At 71.5% G+C, this 23,588-nt stretch carries 26 protein-coding genes, 1 pseudogene and 1 riboswitch; of the genes and pseudogenes, 12 read left to right on the top strand and 15 right to left on the bottom strand.

The window, feature by feature from the left end; translation table 11 throughout:
- Positions 1-70 precede the first annotated feature (70 nt).
- The 8 genes from ACZ4FV_RS40435 to ACZ4FV_RS40400 form a co-directional block, all read right to left on the bottom strand.
- Positions 71-691: a hypothetical protein gene (locus tag ACZ4FV_RS40435; protein WP_465325694.1), complete on the bottom strand. Its 621-nt coding sequence runs from the start codon at positions 689-691 to the stop codon at positions 71-73.
- Positions 688-1,257, bottom strand: a complete 570-nt coding sequence (locus ACZ4FV_RS40430; RefSeq protein ID WP_395869875.1) for a hypothetical protein — start codon at positions 1,255-1,257, stop codon at positions 688-690. The genes ACZ4FV_RS40435 and ACZ4FV_RS40430 overlap by 4 nt, the downstream gene beginning before the upstream one ends.
- An 815-nt stretch (positions 1,258-2,072) precedes the next feature.
- Positions 2,073-2,849, bottom strand: a complete 777-nt coding sequence (locus ACZ4FV_RS40425; protein ID WP_395869874.1) for an enoyl-CoA hydratase — start codon at positions 2,847-2,849, stop codon at positions 2,073-2,075.
- Positions 2,846-3,772 carry a 3-hydroxyisobutyrate dehydrogenase gene (mmsB, locus tag ACZ4FV_RS40420; RefSeq protein ID WP_395869871.1) on the bottom strand — a complete coding sequence of 309 codons (927 nt, stop codon included), beginning with the start codon at positions 3,770-3,772 and terminating at the stop codon, positions 2,846-2,848. The genes ACZ4FV_RS40425 and mmsB overlap by 4 nt, the downstream gene beginning before the upstream one ends.
- Positions 3,769-4,848 (bottom strand): enoyl-CoA hydratase/isomerase family protein, encoded by a 1,080-nt coding sequence (locus ACZ4FV_RS40415; RefSeq protein ID WP_465325690.1) that lies wholly within the window; start codon positions 4,846-4,848, stop codon positions 3,769-3,771. Before ACZ4FV_RS40415 ends, mmsB begins: the two co-directional genes overlap by 4 nt.
- Entirely contained in the window at positions 4,845-5,987 is a 1,143-nt protein-coding gene (locus tag ACZ4FV_RS40410; RefSeq protein WP_402238178.1) for an acyl-CoA dehydrogenase family protein, read from the bottom strand. Before ACZ4FV_RS40410 ends, ACZ4FV_RS40415 begins: the two co-directional genes overlap by 4 nt.
- 4 nt (positions 5,988-5,991) lie before the next feature.
- Positions 5,992-7,491 carry a CoA-acylating methylmalonate-semialdehyde dehydrogenase gene (locus ACZ4FV_RS40405; protein ID WP_395869867.1) on the bottom strand — a complete coding sequence of 500 codons (1,500 nt, stop codon included), beginning with the start codon at positions 7,489-7,491 and terminating at the stop codon, positions 5,992-5,994.
- A 202-nt stretch (positions 7,492-7,693) separates the two neighbouring features.
- A riboswitch (cobalamin riboswitch) is annotated at positions 7,694-7,863 on the bottom strand.
- 197 nt (positions 7,864-8,060) lie between these two features.
- The gene (locus ACZ4FV_RS40400) at positions 8,061-8,897 is read right to left on the bottom strand and encodes a hypothetical protein (protein WP_402238182.1); all 837 of its coding nucleotides are present in this window, start codon (positions 8,895-8,897) and stop codon (positions 8,061-8,063) included.
- 267 nt (positions 8,898-9,164) lie between these two features.
- On the opposite strand from ACZ4FV_RS40400, the gene ACZ4FV_RS40395 reads away from it, so the two are divergent.
- Both ACZ4FV_RS40395 and ACZ4FV_RS40390 read left to right on the top strand, forming a co-directional pair.
- On the top strand, positions 9,165-9,542 hold the full coding sequence (locus ACZ4FV_RS40395) for a nuclear transport factor 2 family protein (RefSeq protein WP_402238185.1): 378 nt from the start codon (positions 9,165-9,167) through the stop codon (positions 9,540-9,542).
- Between the two features lie 202 nt (positions 9,543-9,744).
- Positions 9,745-10,092, top strand: a complete 348-nt coding sequence (locus tag ACZ4FV_RS40390) for a DUF1330 domain-containing protein (RefSeq protein ID WP_465325686.1) — start codon at positions 9,745-9,747, stop codon at positions 10,090-10,092.
- 20 nt (positions 10,093-10,112) lie between these two features.
- Here the strand turns inward: ACZ4FV_RS40390 and ACZ4FV_RS40385 are convergent, their stop codons facing one another.
- Positions 10,113-10,457, bottom strand: coding sequence for a hypothetical protein (locus ACZ4FV_RS40385; RefSeq protein WP_395869858.1), 345 nt, complete (start codon positions 10,455-10,457; stop codon positions 10,113-10,115).
- Between the two features lie 94 nt (positions 10,458-10,551).
- Here ACZ4FV_RS40385 and ACZ4FV_RS40380 point away from each other — a divergent pair, with 94 nt between their 5' ends.
- On the top strand, positions 10,552-10,845 hold the full coding sequence (locus ACZ4FV_RS40380; RefSeq protein WP_395869857.1) for an ArsR/SmtB family transcription factor: 294 nt from the start codon (positions 10,552-10,554) through the stop codon (positions 10,843-10,845).
- The gene (locus ACZ4FV_RS40375; protein ID WP_395869855.1) at positions 10,842-11,228 is read left to right on the top strand and encodes a VOC family protein; all 387 of its coding nucleotides are present in this window, start codon (positions 10,842-10,844) and stop codon (positions 11,226-11,228) included. Before ACZ4FV_RS40380 ends, ACZ4FV_RS40375 begins: the two co-directional genes overlap by 4 nt.
- A gap of 258 nt (positions 11,229-11,486) precedes the next feature.
- Here ACZ4FV_RS40375 and ACZ4FV_RS40370 read toward each other — a convergent pair whose 3' ends face one another.
- Complete coding sequence (locus ACZ4FV_RS40370; RefSeq protein WP_395870009.1) at positions 11,487-11,705, bottom strand: SIP domain-containing protein; 219 nt, start codon at positions 11,703-11,705, stop codon at positions 11,487-11,489.
- A 31-nt stretch (positions 11,706-11,736) separates the two neighbouring features.
- Here ACZ4FV_RS40370 and ACZ4FV_RS40365 point away from each other — a divergent pair, with 31 nt between their 5' ends.
- Both ACZ4FV_RS40365 and ACZ4FV_RS40360 read left to right on the top strand, forming a co-directional pair.
- Positions 11,737-11,970 carry a hypothetical protein gene (locus ACZ4FV_RS40365; RefSeq protein WP_395869853.1) on the top strand — a complete coding sequence of 78 codons (234 nt, stop codon included), beginning with the start codon at positions 11,737-11,739 and terminating at the stop codon, positions 11,968-11,970.
- A gap of 283 nt (positions 11,971-12,253) precedes the next feature.
- Positions 12,254-12,706 (top strand): iron chaperone, encoded by a 453-nt coding sequence (locus ACZ4FV_RS40360; RefSeq protein WP_395870007.1) that lies wholly within the window; start codon positions 12,254-12,256, stop codon positions 12,704-12,706.
- Positions 12,707-12,999: 293 nt separating this feature from the next.
- Here the strand turns inward: ACZ4FV_RS40360 and ACZ4FV_RS40355 are convergent, their stop codons facing one another.
- Positions 13,000-13,317, bottom strand: a complete 318-nt coding sequence (locus tag ACZ4FV_RS40355) for a hypothetical protein (protein WP_395869852.1) — start codon at positions 13,315-13,317, stop codon at positions 13,000-13,002.
- Positions 13,318-13,442: 125 nt separating this feature from the next.
- Positions 13,443-13,907 carry a GNAT family N-acetyltransferase gene (locus ACZ4FV_RS40350; RefSeq protein WP_395869850.1) on the bottom strand — a complete coding sequence of 155 codons (465 nt, stop codon included), beginning with the start codon at positions 13,905-13,907 and terminating at the stop codon, positions 13,443-13,445.
- 66 nt (positions 13,908-13,973) lie between these two features.
- On the opposite strand from ACZ4FV_RS40350, the pseudogene ACZ4FV_RS40345 reads away from it, so the two are divergent.
- Positions 13,974-14,237: pseudogene (locus ACZ4FV_RS40345) on the top strand (hypothetical protein); the annotation flags it as partial.
- An 871-nt stretch (positions 14,238-15,108) separates the two neighbouring features.
- On the opposite strand, the gene ACZ4FV_RS40340 reads toward ACZ4FV_RS40345, so the two are convergent.
- Positions 15,109-15,951, bottom strand: coding sequence for a lysostaphin resistance A-like protein (locus ACZ4FV_RS40340; protein ID WP_465325684.1), 843 nt, complete (start codon positions 15,949-15,951; stop codon positions 15,109-15,111).
- Between the two features lie 453 nt (positions 15,952-16,404).
- On the opposite strand from ACZ4FV_RS40340, the gene lanL reads away from it, so the two are divergent.
- From lanL to ACZ4FV_RS40325, 3 genes are all read left to right on the top strand, one after another.
- Positions 16,405-19,092, top strand: a complete 2,688-nt coding sequence (gene lanL / locus ACZ4FV_RS40335) for a class IV lanthionine synthetase LanL (RefSeq protein WP_465325682.1) — start codon at positions 16,405-16,407, stop codon at positions 19,090-19,092.
- 29 nt (positions 19,093-19,121) lie between these two features.
- Positions 19,122-19,271 (top strand): hypothetical protein, encoded by a 150-nt coding sequence (locus tag ACZ4FV_RS40330; protein WP_395869842.1) that lies wholly within the window; start codon positions 19,122-19,124, stop codon positions 19,269-19,271.
- A gap of 97 nt (positions 19,272-19,368) precedes the next feature.
- Positions 19,369-20,646: a lanthionine synthetase C family protein gene (locus ACZ4FV_RS40325; protein ID WP_465325680.1), complete on the top strand. Its 1,278-nt coding sequence runs from the start codon at positions 19,369-19,371 to the stop codon at positions 20,644-20,646.
- A gap of 99 nt (positions 20,647-20,745) precedes the next feature.
- On the opposite strand, the gene ACZ4FV_RS40320 is transcribed toward ACZ4FV_RS40325, so the two are convergent.
- Positions 20,746-21,825 carry an Lrp/AsnC family transcriptional regulator gene (locus ACZ4FV_RS40320; protein ID WP_395869838.1) on the bottom strand — a complete coding sequence of 360 codons (1,080 nt, stop codon included), beginning with the start codon at positions 21,823-21,825 and terminating at the stop codon, positions 20,746-20,748.
- Between the two features lie 266 nt (positions 21,826-22,091).
- On the opposite strand from ACZ4FV_RS40320, the gene ACZ4FV_RS40315 reads away from it, so the two are divergent.
- Both ACZ4FV_RS40315 and ACZ4FV_RS40310 read left to right on the top strand, forming a co-directional pair.
- Positions 22,092-22,481, top strand: coding sequence for a VOC family protein (locus tag ACZ4FV_RS40315; RefSeq protein ID WP_465325677.1), 390 nt, complete (start codon positions 22,092-22,094; stop codon positions 22,479-22,481).
- A complete protein-coding gene (locus ACZ4FV_RS40310; protein WP_402238520.1) occupies positions 22,474-22,656 on the top strand; it encodes a hypothetical protein in 183 nt (60 codons plus the stop codon). The genes ACZ4FV_RS40315 and ACZ4FV_RS40310 overlap by 8 nt, the downstream gene beginning before the upstream one ends.
- A 92-nt stretch (positions 22,657-22,748) precedes the next feature.
- Here the strand turns inward: ACZ4FV_RS40310 and ACZ4FV_RS40305 are convergent, their stop codons facing one another.
- Entirely contained in the window at positions 22,749-23,297 is a 549-nt protein-coding gene (locus ACZ4FV_RS40305) for a hypothetical protein (RefSeq protein WP_402238518.1), read from the bottom strand.
- Positions 23,298-23,588: the final 291 nt, after the last annotated feature.

Below are 23,588 nucleotides of genomic sequence, written 5' to 3'. Positions count from 1 at the left end.
TCGAGGTCGTCGGAACCGAGCGCTTCGAGCTGCCGTGCCTACCTCGGCGCGCGTCGCAGGCGCGTCGGGGCTATGCCGGGTCGCCGTGCGGCGCCTGATCCCGCGCCGGGAGCAGGGCGATACCCGACCTGAAGCGCATGGCGCCCGGTAGGTCCAGATTGCAGTGGCGACTGGCGACGACTCTTTCCTGCATCGCCAACGTGCCGGTGGTCGTGCAGGTGCCACAGCGCAGCGACGTCAGGTGGGCTTGGCGGACGACCGCCAGCATCCCCTCGACGTCGAAGGCGACAGTGAGGCCGATCTCCAGGGTGCCGACCCGGACACCGTCGACCCTCAGGTCGACGCAGGGGCGATGGGTGGACGTGACCTGGTGGGTTGCCAGAGCGACGACCTCCTCGGTGTCCGGGGCGGCACGGGTGCGTCGCGCGGCCTCGACCATCGCGCCGTGCTTGGCCCATCCGGCGGCCACGAGATCGAGGAGATCCAGGCTCAGGAAGCCGTTGACCACCGAGGCGACCTCACGCTCGACGGTCCGGCTCGCGTTGTCCGTGAGACCTTGGGCTCCGCGCTCGAGGATCGTGGCGACCTCGTGTTCGCGAGCCGCGTCGACGAGCGTTTCCGTGGCGGCTTCGACGTCGTCGCCGAACAACAGTTCGCGCACGGACGTGGGATGCGGCACGGCGTCGGTCATGGGTCCACCTCCTTGATGGTCTGTTCACCGGGGTCCGAACGAGGTTCGAGCCGTACCGTCCGGCTCGCTCCGCGCGTGTCCCTGACGTCCTGCACCCCATCCGACGCGAAACCCGGTCGCAGCACCGCACGGACGTGTCGACGGGTCCATCGCGGTCCCCGCCGTTGGTGGGAGAAGCCCAAGTAGCCCGCGAGCGCGGCCACCAGGAGACCGCCAATCACCACCGCCCCGATCACCCAGCCCGAGCCCGAGCTCGAGCCGGCTCCGGTGCCGGGCACCGCAGACGACGACGGAGAGCGGGTTGCGGTCGGCTGCCGAGAAGAACCCGGTCCGGTGCCCGTGGTGACTTCGAAGGAGGCGGAGGCGTCCGCTTCCGCACATCGCGCCGAAACCTGGTGGCTCCCCTTCGACGCGCCCTTGGGGACCACGAACCGGACGCTGAAACTGCCCCCGTTCGGGGTAACCGGCGCATCGAGGGAGGCGACGCCGGCACCGTCCCAACGAATGTCGATCCGGGATCCGGGACGGCACGCGGAGAAGGCCGAACCGGAGATCGCCACCGTCATGCCGGCACTGCCCCTCACGGGGGCCAGGACCAGAGCGGGGCGGGATCGAGGATCAGGCGCAGGCGTCGTCCCCGGGGAGGGAGGCCGCTTGCTCTGGGAGGGTGGTGGAGCCGTCGTTCCCCGAGGGCGAGGGGGCGGGGTCGGAACCACGGGGGAGGGACCGTCCGGTGGATAGGTGACCGGTGGCGGTTTCGGTGGTGGGGGAGGCTCCGGTGCCAGAGGTGGCGGCGGTGGCGGAGGCGGAGGCGGAGGCGGCGGAGGCGGAGGCGGCGGGGGTGGCGGGGGTGGAGGCGGCGGGGGTGGCGGTGCAACCTGGGTGTGCGCGATGCCCATCGGCGCCATGACGCCGGCTCCGACGCAGAGCAGCGCACCCAGCAACCCCGAGACCGCGATCAGTCGCCGGCTCCGCCCGGGCGCCGGGCGCCGGGTGGGACCCTCGGACTCTTCCACCGCTGATCCTTCCGCGTATCCCCGACCGGAGAGCAGGCTCGCGACTCGATCGGAGCCGTGGCGAAGCGCGTTCCGGCGCGCACGACGCACCGGAACGACTCCCGTTCAGGCAAACATGGGACCGCGGGCATCGCATCCGGATGGCCCGGCGACACACCGGACGTGGACCGCGCAAAAGAGTGGACCATCGGTCATGCCGCTTGGCGGCACCCGACAGGTTCGGCCGGATCGCGGTGGCGCGAGAACCGCTCCTGGGCTGTCCGTCGTGACCGGGTACGGCCGCGGGGTGATGTCCGGGGCGTCCTCGACGGCCGCCCGGCCGCTCGGCCCCTGATCCGGGGCCGAGCGCGCTCCACCTCCTTGGATCAGCGGTGGATGAACGAAGGCGGGCGCTTTTCGGTGAAGGCCGCCATGCCCTCCTTCTGGTCGGCGGTGGCGAACGTGGCGTGGAAGAGGCGGCGTTCGAAGCGCACACCCTCGGCCAGAGTGGTCTCGAAGGCGCGGTTGACGCTCTCCTTGGCCATCATCGCGATCGGCGCGGACATGCCCGCGATGATCTCGGCGGTGGCCAGGGCCTCGGTGAGCAGGTCGGCGGCGGGCACGACCCGCGAGACCAGGCCGGCGCGTTCGGCCTCCTCGGCGTTCATGGTGCGGCCCGTCAAACACAGGTCCATGGCCTTGGCCTTGCCGACCGCCCGGGTCAGGCGTTGCGAGCCGCCGATGCCGGGGATGACGCCGAGCTTGATCTCCGGCTGGCCGAACACGGCGGTGTCGGCGGCGAGGAGGATGTCGCACAGCATGGCGAGTTCGCATCCGCCGCCGAGCGCGTAGCCGGAAACCGCGGCGATGGTGGGCTTGCGGACCTCGCCGAGTCGGTCCCACGCGGAGAACCAGTCGGCGAGGTAGACGTCCATGTAGTCGTTGGGCTGCATCTCCTTGATGTCGGCGCCGGCGGCGAACGCCTTGGCGGACCCGGTGATCACCAGACAGCCGATGTCGGAATCGCGGTCGAGCGTGGTCGCGGCGTCGACGACCTCGGCCATCACCTGGAGGTTCAGGGCGTTCAGGGCCTTCGGGCGGTTGAGGGTGATCACCGCGGTGCGGTCGTGCCGCTCCAGCAGGATGGTCTCGTAGTCGCTCATGTGGTGCGGTTTCCTTCGTTCGCGCCGGTGTCGGCGTGGTCTCTGATGGAGTGGATGACGGCGGAGAAGTCGCGCTCGGCGCCGCCGTTCTCGGCGAACGCCGTGTACACCTCGGCCGCGTGCAGCCCGAGCTCGGCGGACACCCCGCCGGCCCGGATCGCGTTCGCCGCCAGCCGCAGATCCTTGGCCATCAGGGCCGCGGCGAACCCGGGCCGGTAATCGTGGTCGGCCGGGCTGCCCGGAACCGGCCCGGGCACCGGGCAGTTCGTGGTCAGCGCCCAGCACTGACCGGACGCCGCGGAGGCCACGTCGAACAACGCCTGGTGGGAGAGCCCGAGTTGCTCGCCCAGCACGAACGCCTCGCTGACCGCGATCATCGTGACGCCCAGGATCAGGTTGTTGCAGATCTTCGCCGCCTGCCCGGCGCCGGGAGGGCCGCAGTGCACGACGCGGCGGCCCATCGCGGTCAACACCGGCTCGACCGCGGCGAAGTCCTCGTCGGCGGCGCCGACCATGAAGGTGAGCGTTCCGGCGACCGCGCCGACCACCCCACCGGACACCGGCGCGTCCAGCGACCGGCGTCCGGAGGCGCCCACCGCCTCGTGCGCGGCGTGTGCGTCCGCGACGTCGATGGTGGAGCAGTCGACGAACACCGCACCGGCGGGCGCCGCCGCCAACAAGCCGGCGGAACCCCGGTAGCAGGCCAACACGTGCGGCCCGCTCGGCAACATCGTGATCACCACATCCGCGTCCGCGACGGCCTCGGCGGGGGAGGCCGCGATGCGCACACCGCTCTCCCGCGCGCGCTCCAGCGCCTCCGGGACCAGGTCGTACCCGGTGACCCGGTGTCCGGCGGCGACCAGGTTGGCGGCCATGGGGCCGCCCATGTTGCCCAATCCCACGAATGCGATCGCGGTGCTCATCGGCAGGCCTCCTCGGTCGAGGGCGAGATCGCCAGGCCCAACTCGCGTGCGCCCAGCGGTTCGAAGAATGCGGCGACCTGCTCGGGCCGTACGGCTTCGAGCGTGTCGGGGGACCAGCGCGGCGCGCGATCCTTGTCGATCACCTGGGCACGGATGCCCTCGGCCAGGTCGGGCGTGCCCAGCGCCACCGTCGAGACCCGGTACTCCTGATCCAACACGGCCTCCAGGGAGGCGAGTTCGCGAGCCCGCCGGAGGCTCGCCAGGGTGACCTTGAGCGCGGTGGGCGACTTGGCCCGGATGTGCTCGGCGGCCTGCTTCGCGGCCTGCTCCCCATCGGCCTCGAGGCGTTCGAGGATCTCCTCGACGCTGTCGCCCGCATAGCACGCGTCGATCCACCCACGCCGCTCGACGAGTTCACCGCCCGGCGCCGGCTCGGCGAACCGCGCCACGACCTCGCCACTGTCGCGGCCGGCCAGCGCCTCCAGGGCCGCGTCGAGCCGGTGCGAGGGGATGAAGTGGTCGGCGAGCCCGCAGGCGATCGCGTCGCCGGGGCCGATCGCCGAACCGGTGAGCGCCAGATGGGTGCCGCACTCGCCCGGCGCGCGGGCGAGCAGGTGGGTGCCGCCGACGTCGGGGACGAACCCGATGCCGGTCTCGGGCATGGCGATCGTCGAGCGTTCGGTGACGATCCGCAGGCCGCCGTGCGCGGACACACCGACACCGCCACCCATCACGATGCCGTCCATGACCGCGACATAGGTCTTGGGATAGCGGGCGATGTGGGCGTTGAGCCGGTACTCGTCGCGCCAGAAGTCCAGACTGCCGGTGCCGCCGCCGACGGCGTCGGCGTGGATGGCCCGGATGTCGCCACCCGCGCACAGCCCACGCTCGCCCGCGCCGGTGATCACCACCAGTCGCACGTCCTCGTCGTGCTCCCACGCGGTGAGCGCGGCGTCGATCCCGCGAACCATGGCGTGGGTGAGGGCGTTGAGCGCCCGGGGCCGGTTGAGCACGATCCGGCCGAGGCCCGCCTGACGGCGGGTCAGTACCGTTTCCTGCTCCGTCGTGGAGGTCATCGGGTCGCTCCGATCAGTCCGCGCGCGACGATCACGCGCATGATCTCGTTGGTTCCTTCGAGGATGCGGTGCACCCGCAGGTCGCGGACGATCTTCTCGATGCCGTAGTCCGCGAGGTAGCCGTAGCCGCCGTGCAGTTGCAGCGCGCGGTCGGCCACCGAGAAGGCGGTGTCGGTGGCGAACCGCTTGGCCATCGCGCACAGTTGCGGCGCGGCGGGATCGCCCTGGTCCAGGCAGGACGCCGCGTGCCGGACCAGCGTGCGCGCGGCCTCCAACTCGGTTGCCATATCAGCGAGTTCGAAACGCAACGCCTGGGCGTCGATCAGCTTGGCGCCGAATGCCTCCCGATCGGTGAGGTGAGCCACGGCGGCGTCGAGGGCCGCCCCCGCGCCGCCCAGCGAGCAGGCGGCGATACCGATCCGGCCGCCGTTGAGGCCGCCCATCGCCATCCGGAAGCCGTCGCCCTCGGCGCCCAGCCGGTGGGAGACCGGCACACGCACGCCGTCCAGGACCACCTGGCGGGTGGGCTGGGCGTTCCAGCCCATCTTCAGCTCGTTCGCGCCGAAGGACAGCCCGGGTGAGTCGGCTTCCACGACGAACGCGGAGATCCCGTCGGCGCCGTCCCCGCCGGTCCGCGCCATCACCGCGTACACCGCCGAGGACCCGGCGCCGGAGATGAACTGTTTCACCCCGTGCAGGACATAGTGGTCCCCGTCGCGCACCGCGCGCGTGCGCAGTGCGGCGGCGTCGGACCCCGCGCCCGGTTCGGTCAGGCAGTAGCTGGCCAGACCGCGCATCGCGCACAGGTCCGGGAGCCACCTGTGGCGCTGCTCGGCGTTGCCGTGGCGGTCGATCATCCAGGCGACCATGTTGTGGATGGAGTAGTAGGCGGCGATGCTCGGGCAACCGCCGGCCAACGCCTCGTAGATCAGTGCGGCGTCCAGTCGGCTCAGACCCGAACCGCCCACGTCCTCACGGACGTTGATGCCGCCGAGACCGAGGTCGGCGCCCTTGCGCAGGACATCGACGGGGAAGTGCTTGGTGCGGTCCCACTCGATCGCGTGCGGGGCGAGGTGCTCGCGGGCGAAGTCCCGCGTCGTCTCGACGATCGCGAGCTGATCCTCGGTGAGGGTGCTCATCGGGTCAGCCCATCGTGGGGATGGTGAAACTCGCGGCCTCGCGTGCACCGGAGAACCAACGCGAGGTGATCGTCTTGGTCCGGGTGTAGAAGCGGATCGAGTCGGGTCCGTGCTGGTTGAGGTCGCCGAATCCGGACCGCTTCCACCCGCCGAACGTGTGGTAGGCCACCGGTACCGGGATCGGCACATTGACGCCGACCATGCCGGTGTTCACTCGGCGACCGAAGTCGCGGGCGGTGTCGCCGTCGCGGGTGAAGATCGCCACGCCGTTGCCGTACTCGTGCTCGCTCGCCAGTCGCAGCGCGTCCTCGTAGTCGGCCGCGCGCAGCACCGACAGGACCGGACCGAAGATCTCCTCGCGGTACACCCGCATCGAGGGCGTGACGTGATCGAACAGCGACGCGCCGACGAAGTAGCCGTCCTCGTGGCCGGGGACGCGCACGTCACGGCCGTCGACGAGCAGCTTCGCGCCCTCGCGCACGCCGATGTCCAGGTAGTCGTGCACCCGAGCGAGCGCGTCCCGACCCACCAACGGGCCGAAGTCGGCGTCGCGATCGTGGGAGGGGCCCACCCGCAGCGTGGCGATGCGCTCGACGAGCTTGGCCACCAGCGCGTCCGCGGTCTCCGCGCCGACCGGAACCGCGACGGAGATCGCCATGCAGCGCTCGCCCGCGGAGCCGTATCCGGCGCCGATCAGGGCCTCGACGACCTGGTCGAGGTCCGCGTCCGGCATCACGATCAGATGATTCTTGGCGCCGCCGAAGCACTGGGCGCGCTTGCCGCGCGCGGTGGCCGAGGTGTACACGTACTCGGCGATCGCGGTCGAGCCGACAAAGCCCAGCGCCTGGACGCGCGGGTCCTCCAGTAGTGTGTCGACGGACTCCTTGCCGCCGTTGACCACGTTCAGCACACCCGGCGGCAGTCCCGCCTCGAGGAAGAGCTCGGCCAGGCGCAGCGGTACCGAGGGGTCGCGTTCGGACGGCTTGAGGACGAACGCGTTGCCGCACGCGATGGCCGGGGCGATCTTCCACAGCGGGATCATCGCCGGGAAGTTGAACGGGGTGATGCCGGCGACCACACCGAGCGGCTGGCGCAGCGAGTGCACGTCGATGCCGGTACCCGCGTTGTCGGTGAACTCGCCCTTGAGCAGGTGCGGGATGCCGACGGCGAACTCCACAACCTCCAGGCCGCGTTGCAGGTCACCGTGGGCGTCGGCGATGGTCTTGCCGTGCTCGGCCGACAACAGCTCGGCGAGCGAATCGCGTTCGGGCTCGACCAGTTGCAGGAATCGGGAGAGCACCCGGGCGCGCTTTTGCGGGTTCCAGGCGGCCCACGCCGGTTGTGCCTGCTCGGCGTCGGCGATCGCCGCCAGCGTGTCGGCGCGGTCGGCCAGCGGGACGCGCGCCTGCACGCGTCCGGTGTTGGGGTCGTACACGTCGCCGAACGCGCCGGACGCGCCTTGGACGTGCTTGCCGCCGATGAAGTGGGAAAGCTCGCGGACCATGAACGACCTGTCTCTCGTCAGGTGCGATCCGGAGGCGGGGCAACGACCCGACCACGGCAACCGCCGCTTCGGGGAGCGGGGTTGCCGAGGTCGGGTGGCACGTGAGGGTGGTCAGGCGAGCCCGACGACCTCGACGTTCGCAAGATCGTCCGGGGCGAGTGCGCAGACCGGCGTCATGCGTGTTTGCTCCATCCTCGTGGACAACACGGATATACCCGCGGCCGGTATCCTGACTTCCGGATCGACACACGCCGCCCGCCTTCCCGGCTTTCGCCAGTGGCGTGGTGCCTCGGCAGCGCACTCCCCGGTCACAGTGGCGGGACCGTGCCGGATTCACACCGACTTCCCTGCACCGCGGACCTTGTAGTTCAAGACGATATAGTCGGACGTCCTAGTAAGTCCAGCGCCGATCGAGCTTGATCGCGTGCGGGAGCGTGACGAGGTGGCGGTCCGGGCATCGCGAGGACGTCACCGCCGGAACGGGGGCGGCGGGTGCACGCGTGCGCAAGTTCGACGTGTGGTGCCGGTGCCTTGCCGTGCCGGAGGGGGATCTGCGCCCGCCTGCGCGGCTATCGGATGTGCTTCGGCTCCGTGACGGCCGTGGTGGGTTCGAGCCGCACCGCCGCAGCGGCGCACGCCTCGACTCGGGCGCGGGCAAGTCCGATGGCCGGGTGGGCGTACGCCAGACGCTCCGCGTTCGCCAGTGCGGCGCGGGCGGCGTCCGGGTCGCCCGCGGCGGCCGAACAGATCGCAAGCAGACATTCGCACTCGGCGCCCATCCAGCGACTCCGTTGCCGTGCGGCGCGCCGACGCCATCGGCGAGCCCGCGCCGCCGCCCGCTCCACGCGCCCCTCGTACAGGTCCAAGGCGAACTCGGCCACGCAGCCCCTGCGGCGATGGGCCCGCCCGGAACCCGCCACGGCGGGGCGCAGTGTGGGCAACATCGCGGCCGCGTCCGCCGAACCCTGGACCAGCAGCATCGCGGAGAAGTCGGTGTGCGCGTGCGACATCATGCGGCCGAGCGCGTCGTCGCGAGGATGCGCCGCCGACCACCGGCGCACGACCTCCGCCCCCGCCGGGCCGTGTCCTCGCGCGAAGAGCACCATGCACTGGGACACGGCCCCGAGCGCCTGACCCACAGGCGTGTCGGGAAAGCCCTTGCTGTGCTCGTGCGCCCCCTCGACGTCACCACGACGCAGCGCGCGGATCACCTGCGCGTTCCGCTTCAGCGCGACCCGGTCCGCCTTGGAAGGCAACAGCGGCAACCCCACACCGGCTCGTTGGTGCATTCCCAGCCCCAGGAAGGCCAGGTAGCCCAAGAGCAGCCCCGCGACGATCCCCGAGGGACCTCGGACCAGCAGAAACGGGACCGCGAAGGAGGCCGCGAGGGATAGCGGCAAAATCACCCGAACAAGTATGCGCACGACGAGAGTATGGGGGTCACCGGGCGCGGACGACATGCGGTGCCGATGGTTTCCGGCAGACCTGTCCGCACGGACCGCCGCCCCATGGGGTGTCGCATACCGATGCAAGTACTGATGCGTGACTGATTCCGAGGCGCTCGATCGTCCGTAACGTCTTGACCTGCGGAAAGCAGGACTGGAACCGCGCAGGACAAAGCACTGGAACCCGTCGGGCACGCCCGGCGGAGCGACCCGGAAAGGACGGACGCCATGAGCGCCGCCATCGACTACACCGCCACCGTCGAGAACTACCTGGCCGGCTGGAACGAGCCGGACGCGGACAAGCGCCGCGCGCTGGTGGCGTCCGCGTTCACCGAGGACGCCACGTATACCGACCCGCTGGGTGCCGTGGTCGGGCACGACGGGATCACCGGCCTCATCGGCGTGGTCCAGGGCCAATTCGCCGGACTGGTGTTCACCCTCGGCGGCCCGGTGGACGGGCACCACGACGTCGTCCGGTTCCAGTGGCACCTCGGCCCCGAGGGCGCAGAGGCGCCGGTCGTCGGGTTCGACGTCGCGGTCCTGGATGCGACGGGCCGGATCAAGGCCGTACACGGCTTTCTCGACAAGGTCCCCGCCGGTCTGTGACGCACGGGCCGCCGCGGCCCGGACCGATCGACGCGCGCCCGCATACCGCGGGTCCGGGCGGCGCCCTTCCCTTCCCGGATCCGCGTCCCCCGAGGAACCCGAACGCACCTGCCGGACCGGCTGCCCGTCGGCCCGTCGCCCGGCAGCGACCCCGACGCAATGCCCCCACCGCTCGTGGAATCGACCCCCCGAAGGAGTAGCCATGCCCGCCTACATCATCGCCAACCTGCAGGACGCCGCCCCGCACCCCGAGATCGCCGACTACATCGAACAACTCCCCGGCACCTTCCGGCCCTACGGCGGCCGTTACCTCGTGCACGTCACGTCCCACGAGGTGCTGGAGGGCAGTTGGGCCGGGAGCGTCGTGATGATCGGCTTCCCCGGGGTCGCCGAGGCGCGGGCCTGGTGGGACTCGCCCGCGTACCGCAGGATCGCGCCACTGCGCTCGCGGCACATCAAGGGCGACATCATCCTGATCGAGGGCGTGCCGGAGGGGTACGACCCGAGCGGCGCCGTACAGGCCCTGCGCGAGGCCCTGCGCGCCGAGTAGCGCTCGGGTTCGGCTGGTGGTCAGCCCGTGCCCAGAGCGTCCGCCGCCCTGGTCAGGTCCGCGGCGATGTGGTCCCAGTCGGGTCCGTGCAGCCACAGGTTCTCGGCGGCCTCGCGCATCAGCGCCGGCTCGTCCGGGCGTTGCAGGAGCACGAGCCGGTAGGACAGGTTGCGGATCCAGACCGGCAGGCGGCCGTCGACCAGGTGCGGGGACAACTCGCGCAGCATGGCGAGGATCGAATCCGCGTCGGCGAAGGTCAACTCCTCGACGAAGTAGGACTCGCGGTGTTCGAGGTCGCACGGCGGCGTGGGTCGGTACTCGTCGCCGTAGAGGCAGCGTGCGTGCTCCGTCAGGCTGCTGTGCATGTCCCGGAGCCTACGACACCACGACAACCCTCGTGGTCCGATCGCGCCCCTCTCGATTTGATAGGCAAGTGGATACTTGCCTATGGTGGTGGGCATGACGGAGGACGTCTTCAAGGCCCTGGCCGACCCCACCCGTCGGCGCATCCTCGACGAGCTGGTGGAACGGGACGGCCAGACCCTGTTCGAGATATGCAGCCGGTTGGTGACCAAGCACGGTCTCGCCTTGTCCCGCCAGGCGGTCAGCCAGCACTTGGCCGTCCTCGAATCCGCGGGTCTTGTGCTTTCGCGGCGTCAGGGCCGCTACAAGTTCCACGAGCTGACCACCGAGCCCCTTGAGCGCATCGTGACCCGTTGGCTCAAGCCCGACGCATCCGGGAGCACGCCATGAGGATTCACCTTTCCAGCGTCTTCGTCGACGATCAGGAGAAGGCCCTGCGCTTCTATACGGACGTGCTGGGCTTCGTGAAGAAGGCCGAGGTCCCCCTCGGCGAGGTCCGGTGGTTGACCGTGGTCTCGCCGGAGGATCCCGACGGGACCGAACTGCTGCTGGAGCCGGACGGCCATCCCGCGGTGAAGCCGTACAAGTCGGCGCTGGTCGAGGACGGCATCCCGGCCGCGTCCTTCGCCGTGGCGGACGTGGACGCGGAGTTCCACCGGCTGAACGAACTCGGCGTGCGGTTCACCCAGAACCCGCTGAAGATGGGCCCGGTCACCACCGCGGTCTTCGACGACACCTGCGGCAACCTGATCCAGATCGTGCACAGCGCGTAGGAACCCCACGCAGGCACGGTCCCACCCACGCGCCCGCGCCCGCGCCGACCCGCCCGAACCACGCCGCTCGCGGCGTCGAGCGGCGAGGGCGCGATGAATCGGTGGAAGTACGAGTCGATCCGGTCCGGCTTCTCGGCTTTCGCCATCGGATTTGGGGCTACCGATCAACGCGCGCACGTTTTCGGGCGTCAGGCGCCGGTAGCGGTACTCGGTCGTGTCCATAACCATCCTTCTCTTCTTGGGGAGGCTCGGTGGTTCTCAACTCGCCGCCGCGCGTCCTTCCTTCCGGTAGTCGGTGCAGGTGATGGCCGTCCGGGGAACACCGTGCTCCCGGACGAGCAGTCGCCGCGCCCCTTTGACCAGCCCGCTTTCGCCTGCGATCCAGGCGTACGGGGCGGCGGCGGGATGTCGGTGTCCGCCAGGGCCCGCAGAGCCCGTCGTCCCGGCGTCTCGTGCGCCGCCCGACCGTGGATCCAGCGCATATCCGGCCCTCAGCCTCGGCCACTACGTGCTGGGCCACACCATCGAGGAACAGGCCCAGGCTCAGTTGTCCGCGGACGGGATCTGGAAGGACCGGAAGGATGCCTTGGTGGTGGGGCGGCCGGACTCCGAGTACGCGCGCACTGCGCTGACGTCGGCGTTCGATGCGGACCCGGCCGAACGCTTCGCCTACGGCGTGCGGCTGATTCTCGACGGCGTCCGCCGCGAACTCCCCGACGCACCGCCTCGGCCGGTCGGCTGACGCGGCGTTGATGAGCCCGGCCGGCGGCCGGGGTCCGACCAGCCGCCGACCACCGCCATGGAGCCGCCCGGGCGCGACCCCCGTGCAGACCCTCGGCCGGCACGGCCCACACCACCGACGGGGCTTCGGCCGGTGCCGATGCCCGGTCGACGTTCCGCGGAAACGGGAGAGTCGGCGACGCCCGATCCGCCCGCGCGTCAGGTACTGGTCGCTGCCTCGGCGCCGGGATAAGGTCCCATTTCAAGATCATTCACAGCATGATCATCGACGGGGGAGGTCTGTCATGGGCAACGACGACAGCGGCACGTACGAGGGCTTCACGGCCGAGGAGCGGGCCGCGATGAAGGAGCACGCCAAGGAGGGGAAGGCCGCCGCGCGCCGCAGCTCGCGCGCGGACAAGGCGGCGGAGGCGGAGCGGGACGTACTCGCGAAGATCGCCGAGATGCAGGACTCGGACCGGGTCATGGCCGAGCGCGTGCACGCCGTCATCACAGCCAACGCCCCGGTGCTCGCGCCGAAGCTCTGGTACGGCATGCCCTCCTACGCGCTGGACGGCAAGGTCGTCTGTTTCTTCCAGAGCGCGGAGAAGTTCAAGGCGCGCTACGCGACGCTCGGGTTCAGCGACCTGGCGAAGCTGGACGAAGGCCCCATGTGGGCGTCCGGGTTCGCGCTGGTCGAGGTGACGGCCGAGGTGGAGACGCGGATCGCCGCACTCGTGAAGCGGGCGGTCGGCTGAGGCCCGTCCGGCGAACGGACACCGGCGACTTCCTCCGTACGCGCGGCGCTCGGCGGCCTTGAGGGGGTCCGGGCCGTAGACGTCGTGGTCCATGGCGCGGGCGATCGCCGCGTACAGGGGCCGAGGTCGTCGACCTGCGGGTCGTCGGGCACGCGGCGTCGACGGCCCCACTTCCGCGGTCCGGGCCGACGCGCGCCGCCGACGCGCCGCCGAGACGGTAGGGCCGGCGGCGTCCGGAGCGGGACGGACCGGCAGGGGTCGGAACGCGGGAATCGTGAGGCTCCTCGGCGGCGTCACTCGCTCGGAGGCGCGCCCGTGCCCTGGATGTCGACCCGATCCCCCTGGCCGGCCCCGATGCGAATGCCGACCACCAGGAAGTTCTCGCGCGTGCCACAGGGCAGGCACAACCTTCCGTGGCCGGCCCGGTAGATCTCGTGCAGGTCTGTGCGGGACGCCGGGCTTCTGGGACTCAGTGTCGCGCTCCAGCCGATCGGTGTCGCCTCCGGCCCGGGGTCGTACAGGCGCTCTTCGTCGGCGTCCACGATCGCGTGGACGCCGATTCGCCGTCCGCTCGGCAGGACCACGACTGCCGAGCCCTCGTGATCCTTCATGGGTGCCAGTGTGGTCCGTCGCACGCCGTTCGGCACACGCAAACACGCGTGTCGCGATACGAGTTCGATCGAGCACACTATGTGTCCATCGGATGAACTCGCGCGATGCGCCCGGAAGTAGCGGGTCAGGAATGCGTTTGCTGGGCCTGCGGTCGGTGGAGGTAGAACAATTCGGGGTCACCCTCGTCGAGGCCGTGGACCAGACCGACCGGACTCCAGCCGGCCCGTTGGAGCAGTCGCTGCATCGGCTGGTTCGAGACGTTGGTCGAGGTGAACAGCTTCGGTGTCGCGCACGAGGCCGCCACAGTGTCCAACAACCGATGCCCGACGCCTTGTGCGCGCGCCGACGAGGCGACCATCAGCATGGTGACGAAGCCCTGTTCGAAGAACGTGTACTCGACGACGCAGTAGCCGAGCACGCCGGACGCGTCCTCCGCCACGACCGCCAGGCCCTCCCGGCACCACCGTCGGATGCTCGCCCGACGCGCGACGTCGCCTTCGATCGCCACCGCGTCGATTCCGACCAGTGCGTCGGAGTCCGACTCCCGCGCGCGGCGTACGACGAACTCGCCGACGTTCCCTGTGTTCACGAGCCCATATTGCCGGCGCGTACCGGAGGCGCACCGCACCTCAACGCACCTCAACGCACCGGAATCGGACCGCAGGCCCGTGTCGGCCCTCGCGACGACGACGCGACCTGGGCGCTCTACCTGACCGCGCTGATGTCCACCGCCCCCGGCGCGGTGGTTGCGATGGGCGACCCGGCCGAGGAGTCGCCGGTGCCGCTGCTGCGCGACCGGCCGTTGGTGGGCGGCCTGCCGGCGGCGTACGTGTGTCGGCACTTCACCTGCGACGCCCCCGTGACCGACCCGGAGCAGTTGGCCGAACAGGTGCTGGCCAAGGCGGTGGCCCGAGCCTGAGCCGCCCCGCACGCGGGGCGGCTCGGCCCCTGCGGGGCCGGTTGCGCGTCCGCTGCGCGGCGGGGGTCCGGCCGGTCGCTCCGCGCTGGGTTGCTCGGTCCCTGCGGGGCCGGTTGCGCGTCCCCTACGGGTTCGGGGTCGGGCCGGTCTCTCCGAGCCGGGTTGCTCGGCCCCTACGGGGCGGGTCGCGCGTCCGCTGCGCGGCCGGGGCCGGGGCCGGGGTCGAGCTGGGCGCTGCGGGGCGGGTTGGTGGTGTGGTGTGGGGGTGGCGGGCGCGTAGCGGACGTGCATCCCGGGCGCGTAGCGGACGGCCCGACCGTGACCGCGTAGCGGGCATGCGACCGGTCGGGCAGACCGGTGCTCGGTTCCTGCGGGGCCGGTTGCGCGTCCCCTACGGGTTCGGGGTCGGGCCGGTCTCTCCGAGCCGGGTTGCTCGGCCCCTACGGGGCGGGTCGCACGTCCGCTGCGCGGCCGGGGCCGGGGCCGGGGCCGGGGCCGGGCTGGGCGCTGCGGGGCGGGTTGGTGGTGTGGGGGTGGCGGGCGCGTAGCGGACGTGCATCCCGGGCGCGTAGCGGACGGCCGACCGTGACCGCGTAGCGGGCATGCGACCGGTCGGGCCGACCGGTGCTCGGCTTCCTACGGGGCTGGTCGCGCGTCCCCTACGAGTCCGGGGTCCGGCCGGTCGCTCCGCGCCGGGTTCTCCTGGTTCGGCGGGACGCGGTCGACGGCGACGGATGCACGAGCGACACGTCGTGGTCGGCGGCGGCGTGGGTTCGGCCGCAGCGGGGGCAGGTGCCGGCCGAGCGTCGCCGGTGCGCGAGGGCGGTGAGGAGCAGGGCGGTGCAGAGGACCGTACACGGCGAGGGCCGGTTCAGCGCACGACCAGGGCGAGGATCAGCACGATCAGGACGACGTTCTGGATCGAGTGGATCGCGATTCCCATCCACGCGCTGCGAAATCGTTTGCTCGGGTAGGCGAACAGGCCGCCGGCCACCGCCGCGCCGGGCATGGACCACGGTTGGTGCACGTGATACAGGCCGGTGAGCAGACCGTTCACCCACCAGTCGTGTCGGCCGAAGGCCCCGCGCATGCGCGGCAACAGCAGACCACGGAAGAGGAGTTCCTCGCCCAGGACGCTGTTGAACGTCATCATCACGGCGACCAGCGCCAGCCACCCCCACGCGCCGCTGACGTAGTCCTGTCCTTCGGTCGATTCCAGGAACGCGCCGAGGCTGCGGTCGGACGGCTCGGACAGGCCGGTGGGGACGAGTTGCACCAGCAGGAAGCCGAGCGCGAACACCGCCACCCACCACCACAGTCCGCCTCCCCGCCGACCTCGGTCGTCCGAAGGGGCCCGCAACCACAACGCGTCGCGCAGTACCGACCAACGCAGGCTTGCCTGTTCGCGGGCGACCAAGCCCAGGACGAGGATTGTCTGCCAGACCAGGCCACAGGTCAGGGCGGCGATCAGGACCGTGGCGAACCGCCCCTTCGAGGCGTCGTCGCCGGCGACCATCGGGGTCACCACCCAGGCGAGCAGTGCCATCGGGACGACGGCCGCGGCCCAGACGGTGAGCACCGCGGCGATGGAGTACTGGGGGAGTGGTGGCGGGGAAGCGGTGCCGTGCGGGCCGCCTCTGAGCGCTGTCGTCGATGTGGTGGAACTCCCGTGTATGTCATAGGGGTTCGGGGTCGAGCCGGGTGAGATTGTCATGCCTCGAGCGTGCCGGTCCACGCCCCGGGCCACTATCGGTGACATCCCCGACCCGTCCCTGGATCAATTCTCCGGGTGGTCCCCGATCCGGATTCGGGAGCGCCCGCCGCAACGAGGCGCAACGGCGCGCCGAAAACGTCGAGTTCGTCCACGCCCGTGCCCCGCGACCAGCCTCGACACGACCTGCGCCGATCGCCCGGGACGGCGGTGACGCCTCGGTCGAGGTAGGGCCTCTCCCTCTGTCGGGGTAGGGGAATCGGAGCCGATCGGTCGAGGTAGGGCCTCTCCCCTGCCCGGGGCAGGGGAATCGGAGCCGACCACAGTGCGATCGCCGTCGGCCGGGCCCGGTCGGGATGTCCCTCACATTCCCGGATCCCGTCCGCAGACCGTCGGTTTTCGGACTTTCCGGTGGCTGCTCTCCCGGACCAACCTTGCCGGTGCCATTCTTGTGCCGTGACACGCAGCTATCAGTCGATCACGAAAGAGATCCTGAGTGCGGTGAGCCCGCCCGGCGCGTGGCGGATCCGGGACGGCGAATCCTGGTGCATGGTGACTCCACCGCACCATGAACGCCGTTCGCAGGGCTGGAAGTTGCACATCTCGGCCACTCCCGCGTCGGCGCCCGCGGTATTGGAGCACGCGGCCCGGGTCCTGGTGGCGCACGAATGCGCGTTCAAATTCGCGGTGACGCCGCGATTCACCGCCGAGATCAACTCGGTTCGGGCCAACCGCGCCCAGTCCGGGAAGTTCCTCACCGCCTACCCGGCCGACGACGCCCAACTGCGGCTACTGGCAGAGCGGTTGCACGCGGTGACACTCGGTCTGCCCGGCCCGGCCATCCTCTCCGACCGGCGCTACCGGCCCGACAGCCTGGTCCACTATCGCTTCGGCTGCTTCGCCCGACCTCGCGAGCTGACCGACGAGGGCTTCTACGAAGGGCGCCTCGAAGCCCCCGACGGGACGCTCGTACCCGACCGGCGCGACCCGTGGTTCTCGCCGCCCGCGTGGGCCCGCCCGCCCTTCGACCCGCCCGCCCCCGCCGTCCCCGGCCGGCGGCGCGGCGATCCCGTGCGCATCGGCGGGCGCTACCTCGTCAAGGAGGCGATCCGGCACTCCAACCGCGGCGGCGTCTACCGCGCGCTCGACGAACACACCGGCGACGACGTCCTGCTCAAGGAGGCCCGCCCGCACGTCGGAGCCGATCTCGCCGGCCGCGACGCCCGCGACTGGCTGCGCTACGAGGCGGACATCCTCACCCGCCTGGCGCCGCGCGGGGTCACGCCCGCCGTACGGGAGGTCTTCGAGAGCGCCGGCCACGTGTTCCTCGTCGAGGACCTCATCGACGGCAAGAGCCTGCAACAGTGGGCCGCGGACCGGCTGAACGACGCGGACGGTCGCCTGCCGGTGCCTCTCGCGTGGCGCCTGGCCCGCGAACTCGTCCGACTCCTCGGCGAGGTACACGCCGCCGGCTTCGTGGTGCGTGACTTCAAGCCGAGCAACGTGGTGATGGCTCCCGGCGACGCGCCCGTACTCGTCGACATGGAATGCACGGTCCGCCTCGACGAGCCCGCGCACGTCGCCGGCACCCAGGGATTCACCGCACCGGAATACCTCAACGGCCCCGGCCGGGACGCGCACACCGCCCCGCCCGCGCCCGGCCCGGACGTCGACGCGTACAGCCTGGGCGCCACACTCCTGTACGTCACCACCGGCATCAACCCGGTGCAGGCCGCGGATACCACGCCCGTCAGGTCGTTCGGCGACCGGATCGCGGCCATCGTGCACGCCGCGGCGCCCGCGTCCCCCGCGCTGCGGGCGCTCGCCCCACTGGTGTTGGGGCTGACCGCCGACGGCCGGGCCCGCTGGCCGTTCCCCAGGGCCGCGGCGTTCCTCGAGCGCGAACCCGCCGCGGGGCCGGTATGCGCGGGGCCCACGGCGGCCGACGCCGACCTCGACCGGCTGATCGACGACGGCCTGGCCCACCTCGGCGACACGATCGACCCGGCCGGCGAATACCTGTGGGCGCGCCCGCGCTCGCTCCCGTACGGGGACGCCTGCAACGTGCAGGTCGGCGCGGCAGGGGTGCTGGCCGTCCTCGACCGGGCGGTGCGACACGGATACACCAGGGCCGAGCCCGCGCTCGCCGCCGCCGCCCACTGGCTCGACCGACGCCTGACCCTGCCCAGCCGCGTCCTGCCCGGCCTGTACTTCGGTCGCTCCGGCACGGCCTGGGCCCTGTACGACGCGGCACACACCTTGGGCGACCGGCAACTGGCCCGACGGGCGGGCGAGTACGCACTGCGCATCCCGCTGGAGTGGAACAACCCCGACATCTGCCACGGACTGGCCGGCGCCGGCATGGCCCAATTGCATCTGTGGCACGCGAGCGGCGACGAACGCTTCGCCGACCGGGTGACACGGTGCGCCGAGGGACTGGTCCGGATCACCCGCAACGCCGAAACCGGTGTCGACTGGCCCCTGGGCCCCGAGTACCCCGACGACCTGCGCGGCTCGGTCCTGTACGGCTTCGGGCACGGCGTCGCCGGCAACGCGGCCTTCCTGCTTGCCGCCGGACGCGACCTGAAGCGGCCCGAGTGGACCGAGACGGCGGTCGGCGGCGGACGTCTCCTGTGCGCCGTCGCCGAGCGCCGCGGCGACGGAGCCCGGTGGCCGAAGGGGCCACGCCGAACCGACGGCGTCGGGCTGAACCTCTGGTGCAACGGCACCTCCGGGGTGGGCACGTTCCTGGTCCGTCTGTGGCGGGCCACCGGCGACCCGTGCTTTCGCGAGTACGCCGAACGGGCCGCGCTCGCGGCATACCGGGACCGCTGGCGGCTCGGCCCGGGCACCTGCCACGGGGTCGCCGGAAACGCCGAGTTGCTCCTGGACCTTGCCGACGCGACGGGCGAGGACCGGCATCGAGTCCAAGCGGCCGAAATGGCGCACTGCCTGTTCGTGCGGGCTACGCGCAGGAACGGCCGGCTGCTGGTCCCCGACGACACGATGCGGGAGGTCTGCGCGAGCTACAACGTCGGATTGGCCGGCGTCCTGGACTTCCTGCTGCGCCTCAGACTCGGCGGCGATCGTTCGTGGCTGGTGGATGCCGGCCGATCGCCGTCGCGGCCGAACGACCACGCGTGAGGATCACCCCCGAAGGGAGGACGCCGACCATGGAAACCACGGAGACTCTGGTGCTGGAGCTGCAGGAACTGCCGGAAACGGACGAGCAATTGCTGGAGCCGGTGATGTGTTGCGACACGATGCACACCAGCTTCGATTGCACGGACACCTGTACGGAACCGCCGCGCTGCCACGGCTGACGCTCGGTTCGACGCACGTGGTGCCGTGCGGGCGTGGCGCGGGCGAACGAGGCAGCGCCGCCCGCACGGCACCGGCCGGGTCGTGGGAGGAAACGCCTTGGGCGACGCGCGATGGAGGACGGTGTTGCCCGGCGCGACGTCGGCCGCCGTGCTGGACCACGTTGTCGCCCTGGCGGGGCGGCCGCGCGAGCTTCCCCGCGCCGTGCGACACGACCTCGCCGGCGGCGGCACGGGCCTCGCCTTGGCGTACCGGCAACTCGACCTGTGCCTGCCCGGACGGGGCTGGGGCGCCACGGCCGACGGCTGGCTGACCGCGGCGACCGCCGGTGCGGAACGGGTGGGCGCCTGCGCACCCGGCCTGTTCGGCGGCCTCGCCGGCCCCGCCTTCGCGGCCTGGACGTCGGAGCGAATACCCGACGGCGACGGCCGCGAGATGCCGCACGACCGGGTCGTGGCGGACGCGGTCACCCGTGCCCGGGCGCTCGGCGCGCGCCGATCCGGGCTACCGGTGCGGGAGTTCGACGTCATCTCGGGCCTGACCGGAACCGGCGCCTACCTGCTGCGCCGCGCCGCGGACTCGGACCCGGAGTCGGCGGCCGACCCGGCCTCGGGCCCGGCGCTCCGCGCGATTCTGACCGCCCTGGTGGCGCTGTGCGCCGAGCGGGAAGGGACGCCGCACTGGTACACGCCGGTCGAGGCCGCGAAGGACCCGCAGGTGCGTGCGATGTTCCCCTACGGCACGCTCAACTGCGGTATGTCGCACGGCATTTCCGGTCCGCTCGCGCTGCTGGCGCTGGCCCTGGAGGCCGGTGTCCGGGTCGAGGGCCAACGCGAGGTCGTCACGACCGCGGCGCGCTGGCTGACCGAGCACCGGACCGACGACGCGTGGGGGCCGAACTGGGTGGCGATGGTCGCCGTACCCGAACCCCCGGGGGCGCCCGGATCCTCGCGTCCGACTCCCGCGAACACCCGCGTCGCGCGTGCCTCGTGGTGCTACGGCAGCCCGGGCATCGCGCGGGCGTTGTGGCTGGCCGGGTCCGCACTGGGCGACGCCTCGTTGTGCGAGCTCGCGACGCGGACCCTGAAGGCCGTGTATCGCCGCCCGGCGTCGGCGCGGCTCGTCGACGACACGCCCGGCCTGTGCCACGGTGTCGCCGGCCTGTTGCAGATCACCCTGCGGTTCGCCCACGACACCGGCGACCCCGCGTTCGTCGAGGCCGCGGGCGGCCTCACCGGACACCTCCTGCGCCTGCGCGACGCCCTGCCGGCCGCGGGACCGGGCTTCCTCGACGGCGTGGCGGGCACCATCCTGGCCCTGCTGGCCGCCGCCACCGATGTTCCCCCCACATGGGACCGGACCCTGCTGCTTAGCTGACCCGGACTCCCGGTCGACGACGCCCTCTGGGCTCGACCCCAGTCCGGCGGGCCGCCTCCCGGTCGGGAGAGCGCTCCCGGGTGCGGTCGGCGGTTTCCCTCACGCCGGACGGGACGACTTCGTCGAGTCGTCGGATCGGGTGCGTGGCGGCCGGGACGCCACGGGAGCCACCGGTCCGGCGCGTTTGGTGCGGCGCTGCGCGATGGAGATCTCGACGCGGCCGATGCCGGCGACGTCGGCCAGGTCGGTGGCCAGGTACTCGTACAGGGCGTCCGTGTCGCGGCACTCCAGGATCGCGACGACGGTCGCCTGGCCGGTGGTGATGGCGGCATACGCGACCAGGTCGTGGCGGGACAACGCCTCGGTGACGGCCATCAGTTGACCCGGCGCCACCTCCAGCCACACGATCGCCTCGACCGAGCGGCCGAAGAACCCGGGATGCACCTCCACCTCGAAGTCCAGAACCCCGGCGTCACGCAACCGGGTGATGCGCTGCCGAACGGTGGACTCCGACCATCCGGTGGCGCTCCGCAGGTGGGACAGGGCCGCACGGCCGTCCTCCGCGAGCGCCCGGGCCAGGCGCTCGTCGCCGTCGCTCCACACGATCGTGCCCCGCGCGAGATCCACCGCTTCGGGTGCCTCGGGTGCTTCGAGGGGTGTCGAAGGACGAAGGCGAACCTGTTCGGACGCGTCGAGGGCCCGCATGCGTCCCTTCCAACCGCCGACTCCCACGATCGGCCGCAGCACACAGGACGCCAGCACGTCCCGCACGCCGGGGGTACGCCCCAGTTGGTCGAAGAACGAGGGGCGTGCCTCGTTCGAAGGGCGCGCCTCGTCTTCCCCCGAGGGGGTGCGCACCATGCACGTGATCTCCGTTCCGCCCACCAGCGGGGCGATCCAGGAGGTGTCCGCGCGCTGGGAGAGCGTCTGGGCGAGGGCCTCCGCGGTCGCGGGCAGGCAGCGGATGCGCACGAACCAGTCGAGCATGCCGATGCGGCGGCTGTCGATGTTGCCGACCACACGCACGATCAGCCGCGAGCGCAGGCGCAGGTAGCGGCGCGCGATCGTGCGATCGGGGACCCCGAGCACCGCCGCGATGCGGCTGTAGGAGGCGCGTCCGTCGAGTTGCAGAGCGTGGATCAGCCGGCGATCCAGATCGTCGAACGTGACGGATTCCATGGGTTTCGCCTCCTCGAACGTCCGATTCCGATGAACTCGACGGCCATTGCATCCGGTGCCGGATCGCCGGTGACGATACTGGCAGCACCGAACGCACACGAGGCCACCGCTCCCGATTCCCGGGAATCGGCGGGCCGCGGCGCGCGTACTCGACCGCCGCGCGGTGCGTCGGGGCGGCACGGGCCGACCGACGGGCGGTCCCGAGCGTGCGAACCACGCGCGACGACCGGATGCCGCACCCTCCAGACGATCCAAGGAGAGCAACCTTGCTGACCGTACTTCCGATCAGGTATGTGACCGATGTGGACGCCTCACGGCGCTTCTACGCCGGGCTCGGTCTCGCCTTCCGGCCGGAGCTCAGTGTCGACGTGTGGGCGCAACTGTCCGCCGACGCGGGCGCCTTGGGGATCCACGACGCGGCCGTGTCCAAGGGGCGCCCGCCCGGCACGGTCGAACTGGGTTTCGCCACGGACGAGAGGCTCGAGGACGTCGCCATGAGACTGGCCGACGCCGGTCAGGAATTCGAACTCGTCGGCGAGGACTTCGGGCGCAGCATCCGCGTCGTCGACCCCGACGGCGTCACCATACAGATCCAGGAGATCGACCCGGACACCGTTCGCCGCTCGGCGGCGGCCCTGAAGAAAGAGCGTGACTGACGTACCGTCACCATCGGGCGGGCCGGTGCTCCCGCCCGGCCTGCCGGCGAGCGGTGTCGACATCGGCATCGTCTCACCGACTCCGGCGTCGCCCGCGCTCGCGGCGGCACCCGCGGGCCGGGCGGGGATGGCGGGTGCCGCGGTGGGCATGTTTCGTCGGCTCGGGTTCACCTGACGTGTTTCACGAAGGGACCGCTTCCGGCGATGTCGGGCGCGTGCGGTGCGCCGGTGGCGGGACGGCCGGTGTGGTGTGCGAGTCGGCGGTCGTCATTGCAGGAGGAGACGACAGTCGCGTTCGTTGAGGCCGAGGACGGTCAAGGGTGCGTTGATGTCGGAGGTGAGGCCACCGGGGCGGAACTGTGCGGCCAACCGCGCGGAGTCCTCGCTCACCAGCGCGTCACGCCGATCGCGGTATGTTTTCGCGTCCCCGGTGATCGCCGCGGCGACCTGGGACCAGGCCTCGGCCCATTTCGGGTCGGCGGAGGTGATCCTGCCCAGGTCGCGCGTGGTGCGCTCGTATTCCTCGATGGTGCGGGTCAGCGCCTGGGCCACCTCGGCGGGAGGGCGTTGCTTCTTGATTACCGTGACCAGTGCCGTCACGATCGCGTCGCGGTCCTTGCGGTAGTCGGCATCGCCGGCGCGCCGCTTCAGTACGTCACCGCAGATCCGCGCCGCACGGTGGGTGAACTCCCCGTTGTCCCGGACCACATCCGGCCCGGAGGAACCGTCGTCCGAGCACGCCCCCGTCGCGGCCCCCGTGATCAGCACCACCGTCGCGACGAGCACCGTCCACACCCCGCGGTTCCATGTCCTCACCGTGCACCCCACCCCCAAGTCTTCTCGAACGACCTGCGTCGATCGGACGTGCACCGACTGCGATCGGTTCCATCGCTTCCATCGGTTGTCTCGGAGCCAACCGACGTCGGTCACATGTGCCATCCGTACGCACCTGCGGCTTGCTCGCGCACAGGGCCCCCGCGCGGGCGGAACCCGACGTCGTCGAGTCGGCCCCCGGCAGGGACCGGCTCGTGTCGGGTGGCCGGGGGGGGGGGGGGGGGGCCCCCGGGTCCCCCCCCCCGTTGCTCTTGTGTTTTTGTGGGGGGGAAG

It is taken from the genome of Embleya sp. NPDC025285, from assembly GCF_055558835.1.
The sequence above is the reverse complement of the archived record's forward strand: the minus strand, read 5'-3'. Positions and strand labels throughout refer to the sequence as shown.